At 73.8% G+C, this 17,800-nt stretch carries 16 protein-coding genes; 7 read left to right on the forward strand and 9 right to left on the reverse strand.

Annotated elements, in window-relative coordinates:
• Positions 1–51 precede the first annotated feature (51 nt).
• The 5 genes from hutH to V2S66_RS16585 form a co-directional block, all read right to left on the reverse strand.
• Complete coding sequence (gene hutH / locus V2S66_RS16565; protein ID WP_330796127.1) at positions 52–1,620, reverse strand: histidine ammonia-lyase; 1,569 nt, start codon at positions 1,618–1,620, stop codon at positions 52–54.
• Between the two features lie 332 nt (positions 1,621–1,952).
• Entirely contained in the window at positions 1,953–3,101 is a 1,149-nt protein-coding gene (locus V2S66_RS16570; RefSeq protein WP_330796130.1) for a GGDEF domain-containing protein, read from the reverse strand.
• 191 nt (positions 3,102–3,292) lie between these two features.
• Positions 3,293–4,090, reverse strand: coding sequence for an enoyl-CoA hydratase-related protein (locus V2S66_RS16575; RefSeq protein ID WP_330796132.1), 798 nt, complete (start codon positions 4,088–4,090; stop codon positions 3,293–3,295).
• A 79-nt stretch (positions 4,091–4,169) separates the two neighbouring features.
• Positions 4,170–5,195 (reverse strand): adenylate/guanylate cyclase domain-containing protein, encoded by a 1,026-nt coding sequence (locus V2S66_RS16580; RefSeq protein ID WP_330796192.1) that lies wholly within the window; start codon positions 5,193–5,195, stop codon positions 4,170–4,172.
• 441 nt (positions 5,196–5,636) lie between these two features.
• Entirely contained in the window at positions 5,637–6,497 is an 861-nt protein-coding gene (locus V2S66_RS16585) for a biotin--[acetyl-CoA-carboxylase] ligase (RefSeq protein ID WP_330796135.1), read from the reverse strand.
• A 133-nt stretch (positions 6,498–6,630) separates the two neighbouring features.
• On the opposite strand from V2S66_RS16585, the gene V2S66_RS16590 reads away from it, so the two are divergent.
• The 4 genes from V2S66_RS16590 to V2S66_RS16605 all read left to right on the forward strand — a co-directional run bounded on the left by V2S66_RS16590 (position 6,631) and on the right by V2S66_RS16605 (position 9,481).
• Positions 6,631–8,220: an acyl-CoA carboxylase subunit beta gene (locus V2S66_RS16590; RefSeq protein ID WP_330796138.1), complete on the forward strand. Its 1,590-nt coding sequence runs from the start codon at positions 6,631–6,633 to the stop codon at positions 8,218–8,220.
• Between the two features lie 48 nt (positions 8,221–8,268).
• On the forward strand, positions 8,269–8,475 hold the full coding sequence (locus tag V2S66_RS16595; protein ID WP_413966410.1) for an acyl-CoA carboxylase subunit epsilon: 207 nt from the start codon (positions 8,269–8,271) through the stop codon (positions 8,473–8,475).
• A gap of 84 nt (positions 8,476–8,559) precedes the next feature.
• Positions 8,560–8,694, forward strand: a complete 135-nt coding sequence (gene mmpB, locus V2S66_RS16600) for a morphogenic membrane protein MmpB (protein WP_330796140.1) — start codon at positions 8,560–8,562, stop codon at positions 8,692–8,694.
• A 178-nt stretch (positions 8,695–8,872) separates the two neighbouring features.
• Positions 8,873–9,481, forward strand: a complete 609-nt coding sequence (locus V2S66_RS16605; RefSeq protein ID WP_330796142.1) for a Maf family protein — start codon at positions 8,873–8,875, stop codon at positions 9,479–9,481.
• A 49-nt stretch (positions 9,482–9,530) separates the two neighbouring features.
• On the opposite strand, the gene V2S66_RS16610 is transcribed toward V2S66_RS16605, so the two are convergent.
• Complete coding sequence (locus V2S66_RS16610; RefSeq protein WP_330796144.1) at positions 9,531–10,088, reverse strand: hypothetical protein; 558 nt, start codon at positions 10,086–10,088, stop codon at positions 9,531–9,533.
• A gap of 395 nt (positions 10,089–10,483) precedes the next feature.
• Here V2S66_RS16610 and V2S66_RS16615 point away from each other — a divergent pair, with 395 nt between their 5' ends.
• Complete coding sequence (locus V2S66_RS16615; protein WP_330796146.1) at positions 10,484–12,247, forward strand: acetyl/propionyl/methylcrotonyl-CoA carboxylase subunit alpha; 1,764 nt, start codon at positions 10,484–10,486, stop codon at positions 12,245–12,247.
• Positions 12,248–12,342: 95 nt separating this feature from the next.
• Here V2S66_RS16615 and V2S66_RS16620 read toward each other — a convergent pair whose 3' ends face one another.
• Complete coding sequence (locus tag V2S66_RS16620; RefSeq protein WP_330796148.1) at positions 12,343–13,800, reverse strand: MFS transporter; 1,458 nt, start codon at positions 13,798–13,800, stop codon at positions 12,343–12,345.
• Between the two features lie 125 nt (positions 13,801–13,925).
• On the opposite strand from V2S66_RS16620, the gene V2S66_RS16625 reads away from it, so the two are divergent.
• A complete protein-coding gene (locus V2S66_RS16625) occupies positions 13,926–14,483 on the forward strand; it encodes a TetR/AcrR family transcriptional regulator (protein WP_330796150.1) in 558 nt (185 codons plus the stop codon).
• Positions 14,484–14,549: 66 nt separating this feature from the next.
• Here the strand turns inward: V2S66_RS16625 and V2S66_RS16630 are convergent, their stop codons facing one another.
• Positions 14,550–15,461, reverse strand: coding sequence for a DeoR/GlpR family DNA-binding transcription regulator (locus V2S66_RS16630; RefSeq protein WP_413966412.1), 912 nt, complete (start codon positions 15,459–15,461; stop codon positions 14,550–14,552).
• A 149-nt stretch (positions 15,462–15,610) separates the two neighbouring features.
• A complete protein-coding gene (locus tag V2S66_RS16635) occupies positions 15,611–17,059 on the reverse strand; it encodes an NAD(P)H-quinone dehydrogenase (RefSeq protein WP_330796156.1) in 1,449 nt (482 codons plus the stop codon).
• Between the two features lie 72 nt (positions 17,060–17,131).
• On the opposite strand from V2S66_RS16635, the gene V2S66_RS16640 reads away from it, so the two are divergent.
• A complete protein-coding gene (locus V2S66_RS16640) occupies positions 17,132–17,569 on the forward strand; it encodes a gamma-glutamylcyclotransferase (RefSeq protein WP_330796158.1) in 438 nt (145 codons plus the stop codon).
• The last annotated feature ends 231 nt before the right edge of the window (positions 17,570–17,800 follow it).

The following is a 17,800-nucleotide window of genomic DNA, read 5'->3' on the forward strand; positions in this document are numbered from 1 at the left end:
TTCCCGGGCGCGGCCTCGCGGCCGCACCCGGGAACGCGAGCGCACGCCGGCTCAGGCCAGCGGGCCGGTGACCGTCTCGGCCGCGCGGGCCAGCGCGCCGTCGCGCACGAAGACGTGCGCGGCCTCCAGGTCGGGCGCGAGGAACCGGTCCCGGCCGGGGCCCGGCACGCCCGCGTCCCGTACCGCGGCCAGGATCGCCGCGGTGGCCGGCGCGGGGCGCAGCGCGCTGCCGGTGGTCCTGATCTCCAGCGCGCGGGTCGCCGCGAACATCTCGACGGCGATCACCCGGCCCAGGTTGTCCACCGCGGTCCGCAGCTTGCGCGCCGCCGACCAGCCCATCGACACGTGGTCCTCCTGCATCGCGGAGGACGGGATCGAGTCCACCGACGCGGGCACCGCGAGCCGCTTCAACTCGCTGACCAGCGCGGCCTGGGTGTACTGGGCGATCATCAGACCGGAGTCCACGCCGGGGTCGTCGGCGAGGAACGGCGGCAGGCCGTGCGAGCGGTTCCGGTCCAGCAGCCGGTCGGTGCGGCGCTCGGCGATCGAGGCGAGGTCCGCGGCGGCGATGGCGAGGAAGTCCAGCACGTAACCCACCGGGGCGCCGTGGAAGTTGCCGTTGGACTCCACCCGGCCCTCCTGGGAGCCGTCCCCGTCGATGACGACCGGGTTGTCGATGGCGGCGGCCAGTTCGCGCTCCGCGACCAGCCGGGCGTGCGTCAGGGTGTCCCGGCCGGCGCCCGCGACCTGCGGGGCGCAGCGGATCGAGTACGCGTCCTGGACCCGCGGCGCGTCGTCCTGGTGGTGGCCGGTCAGGCCGGAGCCGGCCAGCACCCTGCGCATGTTGTCCGCGCTGGCGGCCTGGCCCGGGTGCGGGCGGATCGCGTGCAGCTCGGGGGCGAGCACCCGGTCGGTGCCGAGCAGCGCCTCCAGCGACAGCGCCGCGGTGATGTCCGCCGCGGTGTACAGCCTGGCCAGGTCGGCGCAGGCCATCACCAGCATGCCGAGCATGCCGTCGGTGCCGTTGATCAGCGCGAGGCCCTCCTTCTCGCGCAGCTCCACCGGCTCGATGCCGTGCTCGGCGAGCAGCTCGGCGGCGGGGCGCACCGCGCCGTCGGGGCCCAGTGCCTCGCCCTCGCCCATCAGCACCTGGGCGCAGTGCGCGAGCGGCGCGAGGTCGCCGGAGCAGCCGAGCGAGCCGTACTCGTGGACGGCCGGGGTGATGTCCGCGTTCAGGATCGCGGCCATCGTCTCCGCGACGACCGGGCGGACGCCGGTGCGGCCGGAGGCGAGCGTCTTGAGCCGCAGGAACATCAGCGCGCGGACCACCTCGCGCTCGACCGCGGGGCCCATGCCGGCCGCGTGGGAGCGGACGAGGCTGCGCTGGAGCTGGGCGCGCAGCTCCGGGCTGATGTGGCGGACGGCGAGGGCGCCGAAGCCGGTCGAGACGCCGTAGACGGGTTCCGGCTTGGCCGCGAGCGCGTCGATGACATCGCGCGAGCGGGTGATTCCGGCGAGGGCCGCGTCGTTCAGCTCGACCCGGGCGCCGGACCGGGCGACGGCCAGCACGTCGTCGGCGGTGATGCCGGTGGGGCCCACCACCACGTTCTGCATATCCATATTCAGGCACCCTAAGCACTGAATCTCTTCCTGTCACCCCGCCCCTCACCTCGCGGTGGGCCCGACCCACCACCGGCCGTCGGCCCGCTCTGCGACCGCAACGGCCCCACCGGGCCGGTGACGGCCCGCGGGCCGCGCCGTGGCTCAAAACCCCGGACTGCGCCCGGACCGCGCCGGGCGTCACGCCCCACCAGGGGCGCGGGGAACCGCGCGGGCGACCCACCGACCGGTGGCCCGGAAACGACCGCACCAGCCCCACCGGGCCGGTGACGATCCTGAGGACCGCGTCACGGCGGCCGACCGCGCCCCTCAAAACCCCGGGCTGCGCCCGGTCAGCGGCCGCGGAGGGTGCGGCGCTCGGGGTCGGGGGGAGAGGGGGGCGCGTCGGCGAGGCGGACGACGGGGTCGCCGGGGCCCTCGATCCCGGCGACGACCGGATGCTCGGCGCGCAGGGCCTTCGCCCGGTACTGGGCCGCGTCGGCCAGCCGGAACAACCGGCGGGCCGACCGCACCGGCCCCACCGCCGGCACGGTGGAGGCCACCCCGCAGGCGACCCCCTCCCCCACCTCCAGCTCCGCCGCCCGGCGGCACAGCTCGTCCGCGGCCCGCACCACCTCCTCCACCGCCGTGTCGACCGCGACGATGCAGAACTCGTCCCCGCCCAGCCGGGCGGCCAGACTCCCCGGCAGCGTCGCGCCGCACAGCGACAGCAGCGAGCCGAATCGTTCCAGCAGCTTGTCGCCGACGGCGTGCCCGTGCCGGTCGTTGACCTTCTTCAGCCCGTTGAGGTCGCAGACCACCAGGCTGACCACCGCACCGCGCGTGCGGTGTCGCTCCAGCGCCTCGTCGAGCCGCATGTCGACCGCCCGCCGGTTGCCGAGCCCGGTCAGCGGATCGGTGAAGGCCAGCCGCTGCACCTCCGCGAGCCGCTCGGTCTGCGCGATGCCGGACGCGATCAGCGCGGCCAGCACGCTCGCGAAGTCCGCGTCCACCCGCCGGAACGCCGGCTCGCCCACCCGCCGCGCCACGTACAGCTCGCCCCACGCCCTGCCGTGCAGGACCACCGGCGCGACCACACAACTGCCCCGGCCACGCCGCCGCAGCGCCGCCGCGCGGCCCCAACTGCTGCCGCCCGGCGAGAAACCCGTGCCCTCGGCGGTCTCCACCCAGGCGTGCGGCTCACCGCCGCCCGCCCACGCGCCGTGCAGGAACTCGGCGATCTCCGGGAAGTCGTGCACGGAGTACGACTCGTCGGCCGGCTCCGGCTCCTCGCCGGGAGCCAGGTCCCCGTCGTTGACCAGGACGCGCAGCCGGCCGGTCTCCCGCTCCCACGCGGACACCGCGGCGAACGACGCGCCCATCGCCAGCCGGGCGCGGCGGGCTCCCGCGCGGGCCGAGCCCAGCGGCGTCTGCGCCGTCGCCAGCGCCTGCGCGAGCTCGACGACGGCGCGCAGCCGCAGATCGGCTGAATCGTCAACCATCACCCCAGGCTAGGGAGGTCCGGGCGGATTCGGGCAGTGGATCGCTGGGCCGCTGGGCCGAACGGAGCTGGCCGGCCACCCCGGCGCCACCCCGGCGCCACCCCGGGCCCACGGCCCGCGCCCGCAGCCCTCCAGCGGCATCCAGCGCCCCTCCCGGCGACGGTGTGGCGGCCGCCGCACCGCCCGAGCCGCTACTCCCCCGGCCAGCGCGGCGCGCGCTTCTCGTTGAACGCCGCGACACCCTCCGCGCGGTCGCCGGAGAAGGCGGTGGTGCGCCACGCCGCGTCCTCCACCTCCAGCCCGGCCCGCAGGTCGAGGCCGTCGCCGAGGCGCAGCGCGCGCTTGGCGGCGCGCAGGCCGACCGGGGAGTTGGCGGCGATCACCGCCGCCAGCTCCAGCGCCGCCTCACGGGCGCCGCCGGCCGGCACCAGCCGGTCGACCAGGCCGAACGCGGCGCCCTCGGCGGCGGGCAGCCGCCGCGCGGTGAAGATCAGCTCGGCGGCGCGCGCCGCCCCGACCCGCCGGGGCAGCAGCTGCGTGCCGCCGCCGCCCGGGATGACGCCGACGGAGACCTCCGGCAGCCCCAGCACCGCGGTCTCGTCCGCGACGATCAGGTCGCAGGCGAGGGCGAGTTCGAGGCCGCCGCCGAGCGCGAAGCCGTGCACCGCGGCGATCGCGGGCATCGGCAGGTCGAGCACACCGGTGTACGCCGCGCGGGTGCGCGGGCGCTGCCGCCGCAGGTCCTCGTCGGTGAAGGAGTTCCGCTCCTTCAGGTCCGCGCCCACGCAGAACGCGCGCTCCGCCGAGGACGTCACGACGGTCACGCTGACCGAGGGGTCCTCCGCCAGCGCCCGGCAGGCGGCGCCGATCGAGGCGGCCATCGCGGTCGACACGGCGTTCATGGCCTTCGGCCGGTCCAGGGTCAGTTCGGCCACCCGCTCACCGTGCCGCCGCACCAGCACGAACTCCCCGTACCGTTCCTCACCCACGCCAGACCCTCCCGGTTAACGACCGTGTACCGCGTTGCGCGCGTCATCCTGCCACGCGGCCGCGCCGGCCGGTACGGGGTCAGCCGCGGCGGCTCAGCAGCCACGGCTCCACGACACCGAGACCGCGGACCGGGCGGCGCCACATCGGCTGCAGCGCGAACCGGTACTTCTCCGCCGTGGACTCGTCCACGTCCGCCTCCGACAGCGGCGCGTCGCCCGCCTCGCCGAGCGCCTCGGCGAAGTCGCCGTCGACCAGCACCGCGTCACGCGGCGCTATCGAGGTCAGCCGGGAGGCCAGGTTCACGGTGGTGCCGAAGACGTCGCCCATGCGCGTGGTGACCGTGCCGAAGGCCATCCCCACCCGCAGCGCCGGCATCGTCTCGTCGCCGGTCATCGTCTCGATCAGCCGTATGCCGATCTCCGCCGCCGTACCCGGGTCGTCCGCGACGAACAGCACCTCGTCGCCGAGCGTCTTGATCAGCCGGCCGCCGTAAGCGGCGACCTGGTCGGCGGCGGTGGTCTCGAACGCCTCGACCAGCTCGCCGAGTTCCTCCTCCTCCAGCCGCCGGGTCAGCCGGGTGAAGCCCACCAGGTCGGCGAAGCCGACGGCGAGCCTGCGGTCCACCGCCTCCTCGTCGTCCGACTGCACCACCCTGCTGGTCGCGGCGGCGACCTGGCGGCGCCACACGTAGATGAGGAACTCCTCCAGCTCCGGCAGGAGGAGTTCGACCAGCGGGTACGCGACCTCGGCCCGGGTCATGCCCGGCTCCGGCGGCTCGGTGAGGCCCTCCAGGAACGAGTCGGTCTGCCAGTCCGCGAGCCGCGCGGTGGTCTGGCCGGTGGACCGCGCCACCTGGATCGCCATCGACTCGCTCAGCAGGCCCGCCTCGACCAGGCCGGCGAGCCGGCGCAGCGCCAGCACGTCGGCCTCGGTGAGGGCCTTGGCCTGGCCGATGTCGGCGAAGCCCATGGCCCGCCAGAAGCGGGACGCCAGGTCCATCGAGACGCCCGCGGTGCGGGCCGCCTGGAAGGGGGTGTACTGGCGCGGCGCGCCCAGGATCAGGTGTTCGAGCCGCAGCGCGAGGGGATGCTCTCCCGGTTCCACGGTGAACTCCGCGCCGGGGTAGGCGCCCGGCTCCGCTTCCGCGGTCTCCGCCGAGATCTCGTCCGGGCTCCCGTCCGCGTCCTTGTCCGCGGCCCCGTCCGCGGTCTCCTCGGCGGTCCGGTCCGGCTGTGCGGCGCCGCTCGCGCCGGGCGCCTCGCCCGGTTCCGCGCCGGGGGCGGCCTCGGAGCGCGCGGGCTCGACGCCGTCCGGCTCCGGCGGGGCGCCCGGATCCGGGGGGGACGGCTGGTCCGGCTGGGCGTGGTCCACGACTACCGCCCGGCCTCTGAAGAGTCCCTGCGCACAGCCCTTCCGATCATCGAGACGACGCAGCGCCTCAACGATACGGCAGGGTGTGCCCCACCTCACTCTCCCGCCCTCGCCCCCGCCGGGGCGCCGGCCCCGTTCTCCGGACCGGGGCCCGGTGTTTCCCGAGCCGGCCGATCAGGGCGCGGCGCGCAGGTGGACGACGTCGGCGGAGCCGACCGCCTGCTCGCCGGCGGGCCCGGCGATGACGAGGCGGCCGTCGCCGTCGACCCCGACCGCCGTGCCGGCGAGCTCGCCGCCGCCCGGCAGCTCCGCCCGCACCTGGCGGCCGAGCGTGGCGCAGCCCGCCGCGTACGTCTGCTGAAGCCGGGACACGGCGGGATCGCCGCCCGCCGCCCGCCACTCCCCGTACCAGTCGGCGAGAGACCTGAGCACCGCCCGCAGCAGCGGGTCGCGATCCGTGCCCTGGGCGCCGGCGAGCGCCAGGGAGGTCGCCGTCGGGACGGGCAGCTCCTCCGCGCGGAGACTGACGTTGACGCCGATGCCGACGACCACCGCGCCGTCGCCGGAACGCTCCGCGAGGATCCCGCCGGCCTTGCGCTCCTCGCCGTCGACGGAAAGCAGCAGGTCGTTCGGCCATTTGAGGGCCGTGTCGATGCCGGCGGCACGGGACAGGGCGGTCGCGACGGCCACCCCGGCGAGCAGCGGCAGCCACCCCCAGCGGTGGACCGGCACCGGTTCCGCCCCGTCCGCGGGTTCACCCGGACGGAGCAGTACGGAGAAGAACAGTCCGGAGCGGGCCGGGGCGCTCCAGCGCCGGTCGAGCCTGCCGCGGCCCGCGGTCTGCTCCTCGGCGACCAGCACCGCGCCCTCCGCGGCGCCCTCCGCGGCCCGCGCGGCGAGGTCGGCGTTGGTGGAGCCGGTGGACTCGGCCACGTCGAGCGCCGTCCACAGCCCGCCGGGCACGACCACCGCCCTGCGCAGCGCCACGGCGTTCAGCGGCGGACGGTCGAGGTCGGACCAGCGGCTGCGCGTCATGCCTCCACACTAGGCGGGCGGCCATCAGTGTGGTGAACGCCGCAGTGCCCGTACCCGAGAGTCGCCACTACGCTACTGAGCAGCGTTACCCGCCAGTTAAACAAGAGCCGCCGAGAGCAGGAGAGCCACCTCCATGTCCGAGCCGGAGTACGACATCCACACGACTGCGGGCAAGCTCGCCGACCTGCGCCACCGCATCGAGTCGGCGACGCACGCGGGCTCGCGGCGCGCGGTGGAGAAGCAGCACGCGAAGGGCAAGCTGACCGCGCGTGAGCGGATCGAACTACTGCTGGACGACGACTCGTTCACCGAACTGGACGAGCTGGCCCGGCACCGCTCGACGAACTTCGGGCTGGAGGCCAACCGCCCGTACGGCGACGGCGTGGTGACCGGCTACGGCACCGTCGAGGGGCGCCCGGTCGCGGTGTTCTCGCAGGACTTCACGGTCTTCGGCGGCGCGCTCGGCGAGGTCTTCGGCGAGAAGATCGTCAAGGTGATGGACTTCGCGCTGAAGACCGGCTGCCCGGTCATCGGCATCAACGACTCCGGCGGCGCCCGCATCCAGGAGGGCGTCGCCTCGCTGGGCATGTACGGCGAGATCTTCCGCCGCAACACCCACGCGTCCGGCGTCATCCCGCAGATCAGCCTGATCGTGGGCCCCTGCGCGGGCGGCGCGGTCTACTCCCCCGCGATCACCGACTTCGTGGTGATGGTCGACCAGACCTCGCACATGTTCATCACCGGACCCGACGTGATCAAGACCGTCACCGGCGAGGACGTCGGCATGGAGGAGCTGGGCGGCGCCCGCACCCACAACACCACGTCGGGCAACGCCCACCACCTGTCCGGCGACGAGAAGGACGCCTTCGAGTACGTGAAGGCGCTGCTGTCCTACCTGCCGTCCAACAACCTGCAGGAGCCGCCGGCCTTCGACGCGCAGGCCGACCTGGCCGTCACCGACGAGGACCTCGCGCTCGACACGCTGATCCCGGACTCGGCGAACCAGCCGTACGACATGCACCAGGTCATCGAACACGTGCTGGACGACGCGGAGTTCCTGGAGACGCAGGCGCTGTTCGCGCCGAACATCCTGACCGGCTTCGGCCGGGTCGAGGGGCGGCCGGTCGGCGTGGTCGCCAACCAGCCGCTGCAGTTCGCCGGCTGCCTGGACATCAACGCCTCGGAGAAGGCCGCGCGGTTCGTCCGCACCTGCGACAGCTTCAACATCCCGGTGCTCACGTTCGTCGACGTGCCCGGCTTCCTGCCGGGCACCAGCCAGGAGTGGGACGGCATTATCCGCCGCGGCGCCAAGCTGATCTACGCCTACGCCGAGGCCACCGTCCCGCTGATCACCATCATCACGCGCAAGGCGTACGGCGGCGCGTACGACGTGATGGGCTCCAAGCACCTGGGCGCCGACCTCAACCTGGCCTGGCCGACCGCGCAGATCGCGGTGATGGGCGCGCAGGGCGCCGTCAACATCCTGCACCGCCGCACCCTCGCCGAGGCCGGGACCCCCGAGCAGGCCGAGGAGCTGCGCCAGCAGCTGATCACGGACTACGAGGACGCCCTCCTCAACCCGTACGTCGCCGCGGAGCGCGGCTACGTCGACGCCGTGATCGCCCCCTCGCAGACCCGCGCCCAGCTGGTCAAGGCGCTGCGCACGCTGCGCAACAAGCGCGAGAGCCTGCCGCCGAAGAAGCACGGCAACATCCCGCTGTAGCCGTCGGTCCGGAAGGCGGTCCGACGTCCCGACGAGAGGAGAGGTCCCGTGGTGATCAAGGTGGAGCGGGGAAGGCCGACCGCGGAGGAGCTGGCGGCCGTCGTGGCGCTGGTCCAGGCGCGGGTCGCGGCGGCGCAGCCCGCCGCCGACGGCCCGCCCCGGCTGGACGCCTGGGCCTCCCCGGCCCGCAACGTGCCGGGCAGCGCGCACACCCCGGGCCCGGACGCCTGGCGCATGTCCGCCTGGCCGCGCTGAGAACCGTGGGACGGGTGGGTCCTGACGGGTTTCTGAGTACGCGTACTCAGGCGCCGCCGCCCGCCCCGCAGCACCCTGGGAGGCATGCTGTGGTCGGACGAGGAACCCCAGGAGCCGCCCGAGGAGATGCGAGCGGCGCAGGTCATGCTGCGCCGCGCGATGGTGGTCATCGCCGTGGCCGCCGCGATCGTGATGGCGGTGAGCGCCTGGCGGCCCTGACCCGCCGGCCGGCCGCCCGCCGGCTGTCGGCCGCCCGCCGGCCGGCGTGCGCCGACGCGGGGTGCGCCACCGCGCGGTGGTTCACTCCGCGCAGGGGTTCACTCCGCACGATGGTTCACTCCACACAGCACCCGGGCGGCGGTCCGGAACCCGGCGGGGGCCGTCCTACGATGGGCCGGTGACCACTGCGCCCCGCGTCCTCGTCCTCGCCTCCGCCTCGCCCGCCCGGCTCGGGCTGCTGAAACAGGCCGGGCTCGACCCGCGCGTGGTCGTCAGCGGGGTGGACGAGGACGCGATCGACGCGGAGACCCCCGAGGAGCTGGCCCGGGTGCTGGCCGAGGCGAAGGCCGAGGCGGTCGCCCACGGCGGGATACTGGACGGCGGCGAGCTGGTCGTCGGCTGCGACTCGGTGCTGGAGCTGGACGGCAGGGCGCTCGGCAAGCCCGCCGACGCCGCCGAGGCGACCGCCCGCTGGCAGGCGATGCGCGGCCGCAGCGGCGTGCTGCGCACCGGCCACTGCGTGATCGACACCGTGACCGGACGGCGGGTCTCCGCGACGGCGTCCACCCTCGTACGGTTCGGCACGCCCGACGACGACGAGGTGGCCGCGTACGTGGCGAGTGGCGAACCACTGCACGTGGCGGGCGCGTTCACCCTCGACGGGCGCTCGGCGCCGTTCGTGGAGGGCATCGAGGGCGACCCGGGCAACGTCATCGGCCTGTCCCTGCCGCTGCTGCGCACGCTCCTGGCGGACCTGGGCGTACGGATCACCGACCTGTGGGCGTAGCGCCGGCGCGCCGGGCCGCCGCGCCGGGCCGGCGGCGGCCCGCCCCGTCCTACGCGGTGGCCGGCGGCGCGGCGGGCGAGGAGGCGTCGCCGCCCTTGTGCTCGGGGGTGCGGCCCGGCCGCTGGACCTGCTCGGGCACGGTGGGGAGTTCGCCCTCCGCCGGCCGCCCGGAACCGGAATCCGCGGGCCGGTCCGGCCGGGCGCGCCGGGCGGGCTCGTCCTCGGGTGCGTACATCAGCAGCGTCGCGACGAGCAGTCCGAGGATCACCATCATCACGAAGAAGGCCGGCCAGCCGACCAGGCCGACCACCAGCGCGCCGACCACGGCGTGCACCACGGCGCAGACGACGAGCACGATCCGGGGGAACGGCCCGCTGATCCTCTCCTGCCAGGCGATCCGCGCGACGAGCACCGCGCACAGGACGAGGAAGAGCCCGAACACCCCGCCGGCCACCCACGATCCGGTGGCCATCGCGTCGTGCGACAGGCCGCCCATGGACATCTCCTGGTGCTGGACGGCCAGCCCGAGGATCCAGTTCACCCCTGCGATCGTCAGCGCTTCGAGCACCAGCACCACGGCGGTGCCGACGGCTATTCCTCTGCGCACGCTGTCCCCCTCGGGCCGGCGGCCGGGGCTCGCGCGAGCCGCGTCGTTACCCCGGGTATTCCGCCCTGGCAGGCTACTCACCGGTACCCAGGGGCGGCAAGTGTCCGCTCACTACCACTCGTTCGGGACGCCGATGGGAAAAGTTTCCGCGTCCGCTTGGTGGGGTTCCTACAAAAATACGTCAGGTCCCATGGTGGACGGCCAGCGAGATGCGGCCCACACCGGGGAGTCCGAGACACCGGCCCGAGCAGGGCCGTACCGTGGATTGAGCAGGCATGCAGGGGTTCCCCAGGCCCTTGGATCACCCTCCGTGTGGGCAAGCTCACGTGCAGGGGTGCCTCGGCATCAAGTGTGGCCAGTACCTAAACTCGGCTTGTTTCAAGGAGGGAGCCATCGTGCGCAAGGTCCTCATCGCCAACCGCGGTGAAATCGCCGTCCGCGTCGCCCGTGCCTGCCGGGACGCCGGGATCGCCAGCGTAGCCGTCTACGCCGACCCCGACCGGGACGCGCTGCATGTCCGCGCGGCCGACGAGGCATACGCACTGGGCGGTGACACGCCCGCGACCAGTTACCTGGACTTCGCCAAGGTCCTGGGCGCGGCCGCCGAGTCGGGTGCCGACGCCGTCCACCCCGGTTACGGGTTCCTGTCGGAGAACGCCGACTTCGCCCAGGCCGTCCTCGACGCCGGCCTGACCTGGATCGGCCCGCCCCCGCAGGCCATCCGGGACCTGGGCGACAAGGTGGCGGCCCGTCACATCGCCCAGCGCGCCGGAGCGCCGCTGGTCGCCGGCACCCCCGACCCGGTCTCCGGGTCCGAGGAGGTCGTCGCGTTCGCCGAGGAACACGGCCTGCCCATCGCCATCAAGGCAGCCTTCGGCGGCGGCGGACGCGGCCTGAAGGTCGCCCGCACCCTGGAGGAGATCCCCGAGCTGTACGACTCGGCGGTGCGCGAGGCGGTGGCCGCCTTCGGCCGCGGCGAGTGCTTCGTCGAGCGCTACCTCGACCGCCCCCGGCACGTCGAGACCCAGTGCCTGGCCGACACCCACGGCAACGTCGTGGTGGTCTCCACCCGCGACTGCTCCCTGCAGCGCCGGCACCAGAAGCTCGTCGAGGAGGCCCCGGCCCCCTACCTGAGCGACGAGCAGAACAAGCAGCTGTACACCGCGTCCAAGGCCATCCTGCGCGAGGCCGGCTACGCGGGCGCCGGCACCTGCGAGTTCCTGGTCGGCCAGGACGGCACGATCTCCTTCCTGGAGGTCAACACCCGCCTCCAGGTGGAACACCCGGTCACCGAGGAGGTCTCGGGGATCGACCTGGTCCGCGAGATGTTCCGGATCGCCGACGGCGAGGCCCTCGGCTACGACGACCCGCCGCTGCGCGGCCACTCCTTCGAGTTCCGCATCAACGGCGAGGACCCGGGCCGCAACTTCCTGCCCGCCCCCGGCACCGTCACCGCCTTCGACGCACCCTCGGGTCCCGGCGTACGGCTGGACGCGGGCGTCGAGGCCGGCTCCGTCATCGGCCCGGCCTGGGACTCCCTGCTGGCGAAGCTGGTCGTCACCGGCGCCACCCGCGAGCAGGCCCTCCAGCGCGCCTCGCGCGCGCTGGGCGAGTTCCAGGTCGAGGGCATGGCCACCGCCATCCCCTTCCACCGCGCGGTCGTCGTCGACCCCGCCTTCGCGCCGCCGCAGGGCTCCGGCCCGTTCACCGTGCACACCCGGTGGATCGAGACGGAGTTCGTCAACACCATCGCGCCGTTCGCCGGCGGGGCGGTGGACGACGAGGAGGCCCAGGGCCGCGAGACCGTCGTGGTCGAGGTCGGCGGCAAGCGCCTGGAGGTGTCGCTGCCCGCGTCGCTGGGCATGACGCTGGCCCGTACCGGCCTTGCCGCCGGCGCCAAGCCCAAGCGCCGCCAGGCGGCGAAGGCCACCGCGGCCGCCTCGGGCGACGCGCTGTCCTCGCCGATGCAGGGCACCATCGTCAAGGTGAACGTCGAGGAGAACCAGCAGGTCGCCGAGGGCGACCTGATCGTGGTCCTGGAGGCCATGAAGATGGAGCAGCCGCTGAACGCGCACCGCTCGGGCACCGTCATCGGCCTCAAGGCCGAGGTCGGCTCCTCGGTGTCGTCCGGCGCGGTCATCTGCGAGATCAAGGACTGACCGGGGCGCCACGCCCCTGGACGTACGGAACGCCGGTCGCGCTGGTGGATCACCAGCGGGCCGGCGTTCGTACGTCACCGCGTGTACGGCGCGGATCAGCGCAGGACGGGCACGCGCGGCGGCCTGAGGGCGAGGACCAGCAGCACGGACAGCGCGGTGAAGACCGCGGCCAGCGTGAAGGCGGCCGTCGCGCCGTGGATGAACGGCTCGGCGCGGTGGTGCCGGGAGACCGTGCCGAAGACGGTGACCAGCACCGACAGGCCCAGGCTGCCGCCGACCTGCTGCATCGTCTGGAGCAGGCCCGACGCCGACCCGGCGTCCTGGGGCTGCACGCCCGACAGGATGAAGGTGTTCAGCGGCATCATCGTGAAGCCGACGCCGACGCCGATCAGGATCAGCGCGGGCAGGATGCCGCGCGCGTAGCCGTCGGACGCGCTGAGCCGGGTGATCCAGCCGGTGCCCGCGAGGTTGAGCAGCCCGCCGAGGACGGCGACCCGCTTGGCGCCGAAGCGGGCCAGCGCGCGCGGCGCGATCCTCGCCGCCGCGAACAGCGGCCCGGCCAGCGGCAGGAAGGCGAAGCCGGTCTTCAGCGGGCTGTAGCCGAGGTAGGTCTGCAGGTACTGGGTGGAGAAGTAGAACACGCCGAACATGCCGGCCGGCACCAGCAGCATCACCGCGTACGCCAGCGCCCGGTTGCGGTCGGCGAACAGCCGCAGCACCACCAGCGGGCGCTCGACGCGGGTCTCGTTCACCAGGAACGAGGCGAGCAGTGCGATGGCGATCGCGAACGAGGTCAGCGCCCGGCCGTCGCCCCAACTGCTCTCGCCCACCCGGATGAAGGCGTACACGAGGGTGGCCATGCCGAGGGTGCCGGTGAGGGCGCCGGCGACGTCGAACCGGCCGCCGCGGTGCCGGGCGGTCTCGTTGATGAAGCGCGGCGCGAGCAGCACGACGGCCAGGCCGACGGGGACGTTGACGAAGAACACCCAGCGCCACGAGCCCCAGTCGGTGAGCATGCCGCCCACCGTCAGGCCGACCGCGGAGCCCGCGCCGGAGATCGCGGAGAAGACGCTGAGCGCGCGGTTGCGCTCGGCGCCCTCGCCGAAGGACGTGGCGATCAGCGCGAGGGTGCTGGGCGCGGCGAGCGCGGCGGCCGCGCCCTGGAAGCCGCGGGCCACCAGCAGCGTGGTGGCGTCGTCGGCCAGGCCGCCCGCGATCGAGGCGACGGTGAAGGCGGCGACGCCCCAGACCAGCGCGGTGCGCCGGCCTATCAGGTCGCCGATCCGGCTGCCGAGCAGCAGCAGGCCGCCGAACGCCAGCGTGTACACGTTCAGCACCCAGGACATGCCGGTGGGTGAGAAGCCGAGGTGGACGCCGATACCGGGCAGCGCGACGTTCACCACGGTGGCGTCGAGCAGCAGCATCAACTGGGTGCCGACGATGGCGGCGAGAGCGATGAAGGGGTGCCTGCTCGCCGGGGACGTCGACGGCGGACGGGAAGTGCCGGTGGTGGTCGTGGTGTTGCCTACGTCGCGCACCTGGTGCGAGGACATGACGAGTAAGCCTCCAGCGGAGAGGAAGGCGAAACGGAGGTCGCCTCCGTTAACTATACGGAGCCTTCCTCCGGTTCTACAATCGATTTCGGGACGACGGCATTCCCCGGAAGGCGGAGCACGGCATGCGGGCAGATGCGCAGCGGAACTACGACCGGCTGCTCGAAGAGGCGAAGCAGGCGTTCATCGTGCACGGCACGGATGTCGCCCTGGAGGACATCGCCCGGCACGCGGGCGTCGGCATCGGCACCCTCTACCGCCACTTCCCCGACCGGTACGCGCTGATGAACGCGGTGTACGAGCTGGAACTCGACAGCCTGACCCGCCGCGCCGAGGCGCTGCTGGACACCGACGACCCGGCCGACGGCCTGGTCCGCTGGCTGCGCGCGATCGCCGTGCACTCCACCGCGTACCGCGGGCTCGCCGCGACCGTGATGGAGAGCGGCGACCTGCGGATGACCAGCTGCAAGAACCAACTGCGCGCCGCCGGCGGCATGCTGCTCGAACGCGCCCAGCGCGAAGGGGCGGTCCGCCGGGACGCGGAGATCGGCGACCTGCTGAAGCTCACCTACGCGATCGTGCTCGCCGCCGAGAAGAACCCCGACGACGCCGGCGTCTTCAACCGGCTCATGTCGCTGACCCTCACCGGTATCCTGACCCGCCCCGAGGCCGCCGTGCGCTGACGCCCGCGGCGTCCGCGCCGGTGCCGGGCGCGAGCGGGAGCCGGCGGGTGCGGCGGGCGCCCGGCGTCAGCGGCGGCGGATGTCGGCGAGCCGCGGGGTCGCCGAAGGGTCCCCGGCCGCGGGCGGCTTACGGTCGGCGCGCAGCGGCGGCGCGGCGGCGTGCGGATGGCGGCGCGGGCCCGGCAGCGGCGCGTCCCGGCGCGACCGGGCCGCGGCGGACACGTCCGCGCCCGGCACGGCGGCCACCGCGACCTGCACGCCCCGGTCCGCCAGCGCCTGCAACTCCCCCGCCGCGCGGTCGTCCTCGACCGGCGGCTCGTCGGTCACCAGATGCGTGATGAGGTCCGTCGGCACCGTCTGGAACATCGTGTCCGCGCCGAGCTTCGTGTGGTCGGCGAGCACCACGACCTCCGCGGCCGCCTGGACCAGCGCCCGGTCGACGCTCGCGGACAGCATGTTCGACGTGGACAGGCCGCGCTCGGCGGTCAGACCGGCCCCGGACAGGAACGCCCGCGACACCCGCAGCCCCTGCAGCGACTGCTCCGCGCCGCTGCCCACCAGGCCGTAGTTGGAGCCGCGCAGCGTCCCGCCGGTCATCACGACCTCGACCCGGTTGGCGTGCGCCAACGCCTGGGCCACCAGCAGCGAGTTGGTGACCACCGTCAGCCCCGGCACCCGGGCCAGCCGCCGGGCCAGCTCCTGCGTGGTGGTGCCCGCACCGACCACGATGGCGTCGCCCTCGTCGACGAGGCCCGCCGCGAGATCGGCGACGGCCGTCTTCTCCGCGGTCGCTAGATGGGATTTCTGCGGGAAGCCGGACTCCCTCGTGAAGCCGCCCGGCAGCACCGCACCGCCGTGCCGGCGGTCCAGTAGTCCTTCCGCCTCCAGTGCCCGTACGTCGCGACGCACGGTCACTTCGGAGGTCTGGACGACGCGTGCGAGCTCCCGGAGCGAGACCGCCCCGTTCGCCCGCACCATTTCCAGGATCAGTTGGCGACGTTCTGCAGCGAACACGGAACCGACAGTAACTCCAGTCACCCGCCGACTTCCGCGTTTTGCACCGCAAAATGCAAGTCCTGCACAAAACAGACCGTCAAGTGCTATACGCCGACCGCACGTTCGTACCGTCAGCCGCCCTGCGCGGTCTTGCGGTTGTGCAGTTGCCGTGCAACCTCGGCCACCGAGCCGGACAGCGACGGGTAGACGGTGAAGGCGTTGGCGATCTGCTCCACCGTCAGGTTGTTGTCCACCGCGATGGAGATCGGGTGGATCAGCTCGCTCGCCTTGGGCGCGACCACCACACCGCCCACCACGATCCCGGTGCCCGGCCGGCAGAACAGCTTCACGAAGCCGTCCCTGATCCCCTGCATCTTCGCCCGCGGGTTGCGCAGCAGCGGCAGCTTCACCGCGTTCGCCTCGATCCGGCCCGCGTCCACGTCCGCCTGCGAGTAGCCGACGGTCGCGATCTCCGGATCGGTGAAGACGTTGGACGAGACCGTCTTGAGGTCCAGCGGCCCGACCGCGTCGCCGAGGAAGTGGTACATCGCGATCCGCCCCTGCATCGCCGCCACCGACGCCAGCGCGAACACGCCCGTCACGTCTCCGGCCGCGTACACGCCCGGCGCGCTCGTACGGGACACCCGGTCGGTCTTGATGTGGCCGGACTCGGTGAGCTTCACGCCCGCCTCCTCCAGACCCATCCCGGCCGAGTTCGGGATCGCGCCCACCGCCATCAGGCAGTGCGTGCCGCTGATCATCCGGCCGTCGGCGAGCGCGACCTCGACCCGGTCGCCGACCCGCTTCACGGACTGGGCACGCGAGCGCGCCATCACGTTCATGCCGCGGCGGCGGAAGACGTCCTCCAGCACGGCCGCCGCGTCCGGGTCCTCGCCCGGCAGCACCCGGTCGCGCGACGAGACGAGCGTCACATGCGAGCCGAGCGCCTGGTACGCGCCGGCGAACTCCGCGCCGGTCACGCCCGAGCCGACCACGACCAGCTCGGCCGGCAGCTCGTCCAGGTCGTAGACCTGCGTCCAGTTCAGGATGCGCTCGCCGTCCGGCAGCGCGTCCTCCAGCTCCCGGGGACGCCCACCGGTCGCGACCAGCACCGCGTCCGCGGTGAGCCGCTCCGCGGTCCCGTCCGCCGCCTCCACCACGACGCAGCGCGTGCCCTCTGCGGTCTGGCAGCCCTCCAGCCGCCCCCGGCCCCGCATCACCCGCACCCCCGCCCGTGTCACCGAGGCGGCGATGTCGTGCGACTGCGCCAGCGCGAGACGCTTCACCCGCCGGTTGACCTTCCCCAGGTCCACGCCCACCACACGGGCGGACGAGGCGAGCGGCGGCGTGTCGTCGGCGACGATGATCCCCAGCTCCTCGTACGAGGAGTCGAACGTCGTCATCACCTCGGCGGTGGCGATCAGGGTCTTGGACGGCACGCAGTCGGTCAGCACCGACGCACCGCCCAGGCCGTCGCAGTCCACGACGGTCACCTCCGCGCCGAGCTGCGCGGCGACGAGCGCCGCCTCATAGCCGCCGGGTCCGCCACCGATGATCACGATCCGAGTCACGTACCCCATTGTCCCGCACGCGCCAAGTGATCGCGTCCACGGGTCCCACCGCCCGGAACCGCCTCCCGTACTCTCATGACCATGTCGCTCTACGCCGCCTACGGAAGCAACCTCGACGCGCGGCTGATGACCCGCCGCGCCCCGCACTCACCGCTGCGCGGCACGGGGTGGCTGCAAGGGTGGCGGCTGACCTTCGGCGGCGAACAGCTCGGCTGGGAGGGGGCGCTGGCCACCCTGGTCGAGGACCAGGGTGGCCAGGTCTTCGTCGGCCTCTACGACATCGCGCCGGTCGACGAGGAGTCGATGGACCGCTGGGAGGGTGTCCCGATGGGGGTCTACCGGCGCATGACCATCCGGGCGCACACCCTGGAGGGCGACCTCGCGTCCTGGGCGTACGTCCTCAACGACTACGAGGGCGGCCTGCCCTCGGCCCGCTACCTCGGCGAGATCGCCGACGCGGCGGAATCAGCGGGCGCCCCCCACGACTACGTCATGGAGCTGCGCAAACGCCCTTGCTGAGGCCGCCGGCGGCGGCGTGACGTCCGGGCGTTTCCCGGCCTCCGACCGGTGTCGGTGTGACGCTCTGGCGTTTTCCTGGCCTCCGGTCGGTGGCGGCGGGACGTCCGGGCGTTCTGTTGGCCGCCTGCCGGTGTCGGCGTGACGCCCTGGCGTTTTCCCGGCCTCCGGTCGGTGGGTCGGGGGCAGTCCGGGGCCGACTCCTCGACTTTGCGGCATTCACGTCCTCCCGCC

The sequence above is a fragment of the Actinacidiphila polyblastidii genome, from assembly GCF_036353415.1.
In the GTDB taxonomy this organism is placed as follows: domain Bacteria; phylum Actinomycetota; class Actinomycetes; order Streptomycetales; family Streptomycetaceae; genus Actinacidiphila; species Actinacidiphila polyblastidii.